The organism is Aquicoccus sp. (assembly GCF_041686535.1).
Classification (GTDB): domain Bacteria; phylum Pseudomonadota; class Alphaproteobacteria; order Rhodobacterales; family Rhodobacteraceae; genus Aquicoccus.
In genome coordinates, this window is the sequence record NZ_JAWLDS010000160.1 from 1 (window position 1) to 4,246 (window position 4,246).

Annotated in this window: 3 protein-coding genes and 2 pseudogenes; 2 read left to right on the plus strand and 3 right to left on the minus strand. The window is 63.7% G+C overall.

Going from position 1 to position 4,246, the window contains the following annotated elements; all coding sequences use genetic code 11:
* A pseudogene (locus tag ACESL9_RS17220) lies at nucleotides 1-602 on the minus strand (ornithine carbamoyltransferase); the annotation flags it as partial.
* Between the two features lie 62 nt (nucleotides 603-664).
* On the minus strand, nucleotides 665-1,852 hold the full coding sequence (locus ACESL9_RS17225) for an aspartate aminotransferase family protein (RefSeq protein WP_372675321.1): 1,188 nt from the start codon (nucleotides 1,850-1,852) through the stop codon (nucleotides 665-667).
* 287 nt (nucleotides 1,853-2,139) lie between these two features.
* On the opposite strand from ACESL9_RS17225, the gene ACESL9_RS17230 reads away from it, so the two are divergent.
* The gene (locus ACESL9_RS17230; RefSeq protein WP_372612675.1) at nucleotides 2,140-3,045 is read left to right on the plus strand and encodes a DMT family transporter; all 906 of its coding nucleotides are present in this window, start codon (nucleotides 2,140-2,142) and stop codon (nucleotides 3,043-3,045) included.
* A 114-nt stretch (nucleotides 3,046-3,159) separates the two neighbouring features.
* Nucleotides 3,160-3,738: a GcrA family cell cycle regulator gene (locus ACESL9_RS17235; protein ID WP_372612676.1), complete on the plus strand. Its 579-nt coding sequence runs from the start codon at nucleotides 3,160-3,162 to the stop codon at nucleotides 3,736-3,738.
* A gap of 157 nt (nucleotides 3,739-3,895) precedes the next feature.
* Here the strand turns inward: ACESL9_RS17235 and ACESL9_RS17240 are convergent.
* Nucleotides 3,896-4,246 (minus strand): annotated as a pseudogene (locus ACESL9_RS17240) (aspartate/glutamate racemase family protein); the annotation flags it as partial.

Sequence of the window (4,246 nt, forward strand, 5' to 3'; positions counted from 1 at the left end):
TTGCGCGCCAATCCTACGAATTCCGGCTCGGGTTCGAGCTGCACAGGTCCGGTAAAGACCATGTCGAAGCCGAACTGAGCACAAGCATGCAAGAACGAGGCACAGACGTTATTGCCGTCACCACACCAAACGACCTTTTTGCCCGCAATCGGCCCGCGATGTTCCTCGTATGTCATCACGTCGGCCATGATCTGGCAGGGGTGGGTCCGATCGGTCAGCCCATTGATCACGGGTACATCCGCATATTCGGCCATTTCGGCCAGCACACTCTCATCGAAGGTGCGGATCATGATAAGATCGACATATCGCGACAGGACGCGGGCAGTATCAGCAATGGTCTCGCCATGGCCAAGTTGCATGTCGCTGCCCGAAAGCACCATGGTCTGCCCGCCCATCTGGCGCACGCCAACGTCAAAGGAGACCCGGGTGCGGGTCGAGGGTTTCTCGAAGATCAGCGCAACCATGCGCCCGGCCAGCGGCTGTTCGTCATCAGCGGCACCACGTGTGCGGCCCGCGCGGGCGCCCTTCATCGCACGGGCATGATCGATGATGCCACGCAGCGCCGATGCGTCGGTCTTGTGGATATCTAGAAAATGATTCATGGGCTTGGTCCTGTCGTCATCAATGAACCCGGGGGCGTTGCCCCCGGACCCCCAGAGTATTTTCAGCAAGATGAAGCGGCGGTTTCGACCTGCGCGGCCGCGGCATCGAGCCTGGCCAGGGCTTCGGAAATCTCATCCTCGGTGATGTTGAGCGGTGGCAACAGGCGCACCACGTTATCGGCGGCCGGAACGGTGATCACCAGGTTGTCATAGCCTGCCTTGACCACATCCGTATTGGGCGCCTTGCAAACGAGGCCGAGTATCAGCCCCCTCCCGCGCACCTCCTCGAATACCTCGGGGCGCGAGGCGACCAGGGCTTCGAGCTTCTGGCGCAGCGCACCCGCCCGCGCATTGACCTGCCCCAGGAAACCGGGAGCAGAAACGACCTCGACCACTTTCGAGCCCACGGCACAGCCCAGCGGGTTGCCGCCATAGGTGCTGCCATGCGTGCCAGCCGTCATACCCGACGCCGCGCGTTCGCTGGCCAGAACCGCCCCGAGCGGGAAGCCGCCGCCAATGCCCTTGGCGACCATCATGATATCGGGCGCGATCCCTGCCCATTCATGCGCGAAGAGACGCCCGGTGCGGCCCATCCCGCATTGCACCTCATCGAGGATCAAGAGCGCGCCGGTTTCGTCGCAGATCCGACGCAATCCCTTGAGACATTGATCGGGTAGCGAGCGGATACCACCCTCGCCCTGCACCGGCTCGATGAGTATGGCGGCTGTCCGGTCTGTCACGGCTCCACGCAAAGCGTCATGATCGCCCCAGGGCAGATGGGTGAACCCGCCAAGAACGGGACCGAAACCCTTGACCATCTTCTCGGATCCAGCTGCCGCTATCGCGGCGGTGGAGCGGCCATGGAAAGACCCCTCGAAGGTGATGATCTCTACCCGATTGGAGTCACCCTGATCATACCAGTATTTGCGCGCCATCTTGACCGCCAACTCGCAGGATTCGGTACCGGAATTCGTGAAGAAGACGGTATCGGCAAATGTGTGCTGCACAAGAAGATCGGCCAGCCGCTGCTGTTGAGGGATCGTGTAAAGGTTCGAGACATGCCAGAGCTTCTGCGCCTGTTCGTGCAGCGCGGCGACCAGATCGGGATGGGCATGGCCCAGCGCGTTGACTGCAATACCGGAGCCCAGATCGAGAAAGCGTCGCCCGTCGCGCTCGACCAACCAGCTGCCTTCGCCTTTCACGAATTCCAGCGGTGCACGGTTGTAGGTCGGCAGAACAGACGGGATCATGTGGATATCCTTTCCCTTCAGGAAGCCCCCGGTTTGCCCGGTGAGGGGCCATTCGTCAACGTTTTTGCAGAAAGTAAAAGTGGGTGGCCGGACCGGCACGGCCCCCGGCAAGGGTGGCAGCGTCAGACGCGACGGCGTCGACGTTTGTTCGTGGTGTTATGATATGCGCTTGCCATGAGCACGGCCATTAGCGCTCGGCGGCAGGACTGTCAATAGAATCCCGACCAAGGCAATTGGTGGGCAATTCTCGCTTTACTCGACGTGGTGGCCGGCGCAGACAAAAGCCCATGTTCCAGCCTCGCGCCCAGAATCTCGGTCTTGCTGTCGCCTTCATGCTCACGGCCTGTGCCTTCATCGCCGCCTCGACGCTGATGGCAAAACTTGCAGGGACCGCGCGGCTGGGCGACCCGCTGCACCCGTTTCAGGTTAGCCACGGGCGCTTCCTCTTCGCCTGGGTCCTGATCGCCGCGACCGCCGGTGCGATGCGCCTCCGCTTCGAGCAGCCCAACCTGCGACTGCACGCGATACGCACACTCGGTGGCTGGGCCGGTGTCAGCCTGATGTTCGCGGCGGTCGCCTATATCCCGATGGCCGACGCCACCGCGATTTCCTTTCTCAACCCGGTCTTCGCGATGATGCTGGCGATCCCGCTCCTGGGAGAGAAGGTCGGCCCGATCCGCTGGTCCGCCGCCGCCATCGCCCTCCTGGGCGCGCTGTTCCTGTTGCGCCCTACCTCGGCCAGCTTTCAGCCCGCCGCCCTTCTCGCACTGGGCGCGGCGCTGGCCATGGGGGTCGAGATCACCATCATCAAGCTGCTCTCGGGCCGCGAGGGGCCGCTCCAGATCCTGTTCATCAACAACAGCCTCGGGCTCATCGCCGCTTCCGTCGCAGTGCTGCCCTTCTGGGTGATGCCCACGCCCGCGCAATGGGCGGCACTGGCCGGGGTGGGCGTTTTCATGGCCTGTGCGCAAGCTGCCTATGTCAACGCCATGGCCCGGGCCGAGGCCAGCTTTGTCGTGCCCTTCGCCTATGCCACGCTGATCTTTGCCGCGCTGTTCGACGCGATCGTGTTCCGCACCCGGCCCGATGCCGTCTCGGGGCTCGGGGCAACCATCATCATCGCCGGGGCCGCGGTTCTGGCCTGGCGCGAGGCGAGGCTCAGAAAACATCAGACCGCGCCTGTTCCACGCTGATCCCGCACCCGAATCGCGGCTTGCACCGCGCCGCACGATGTTTAGAATAAGGACCTGACCGGAACAGCAGGGCGGCCCGACCGATGTGGCCGCCCTTTCAAATAGGAAAACCCGATGTCCTGGACCGACGAACGCGTGGAACTTCTTAAAAAGATGTGGGGTGAAGGCCAATCGGCCAGCCAGATCGCAAAGGAACTTGGCGGCGTGACCCGCAATGCCGTCATCGGCAAGGTCCATCGCCTTGGTTTGTCGAACCGGACGTCGGGGGCGGGCGTGGGGGAGGGTGAGCCCAAGCAGGAGGCCAAGCCCGAGGCGAAAACGCGAACGGCCCGTGCAAAACCCGAGAAACCCCAGCGTGAGGCCCCTGCGAAACCCGTCAAGGCCGAACCCGAACCGGCCGGCGCACCGGCCCGCAAGCAGATCATTCCAGCCGGGCAGCCCCTGCCGCCGCAACCGTCGGCCAACGAAATCAGCCCCGAGGCATTGGCAAAGGTGAGCGAAATCGAAAAAAAGGCGCGCAGGCTTACACTTATGGAGTTGACCGAGCGGACCTGCAAATGGCCGGTCGGCGATCCCGCGACCGATGATTTCTGGTTCTGCGGCCTGCCGGTCCAGGCGGGAAAACCCTATTGCGAGGCGCATGTCAGCGTGGCGTTTCAGCCCATGTCGAGCCGCCGAGATCGCAAACGCTGAACCCGGCGCACCCACCGTACGCAAGGGTTAACGCACCGGCACGCCCTGCAATTCGGAGGGGTGATCCCCGGCTGCCGCCCGGCTGCCGGGCGTGCACCGCCGCAACGCGGCATCCGTTAAGGAAAAATTGATCAACGCTGCGCGCGGCGATCCGGCCTCAGACAAAGCGCGGCGGCACCAGCGCGCCCTGGAACCAAGTGATCAGGGTGACAATGGAGAACACCGGCAGCCCCGTCGCCGCCCGGATGTCGGGCGCATAGGGGGACATGTTGGTGCATTCCAGAACGATCGCTCCGAGATCGGGATGGGCCGCCTGCAAGGCAAGCGCCGCCTCGACGTTGTCGGCCCGGGCGGTCTCGACATCAAGCTCGGGCTCGTTGTCGAGAATGACGCGGGTGAATTCGCGCCTGCCCTCGGTCGAGCCGACAGGGGTTCCGTCAGGCACACGCGCGCCGCGCAGATGCCGTTCGGTGAGGCTTGCTCCCGAGATCGTCAATATCCCGGCCCG

What these genes read in the sequence shown, in the direction of transcription:
- ACESL9_RS17225 (WP_372675321.1), bottom strand. Translation starts at nt 1,852, where the DNA reads ATGATCCCGTCTGTTCTGCCGACCTACAACCGTGCACCGCTGGAATTC.
- ACESL9_RS17230 (WP_372612675.1), top strand. Translation starts at nt 2,140, where the DNA reads ATGTTCCAGCCTCGCGCCCAGAATCTCGGTCTTGCTGTCGCCTTCATG.
- ACESL9_RS17235 (WP_372612676.1), top strand. Translation starts at nt 3,160, where the DNA reads ATGTCCTGGACCGACGAACGCGTGGAACTTCTTAAAAAGATGTGGGGT.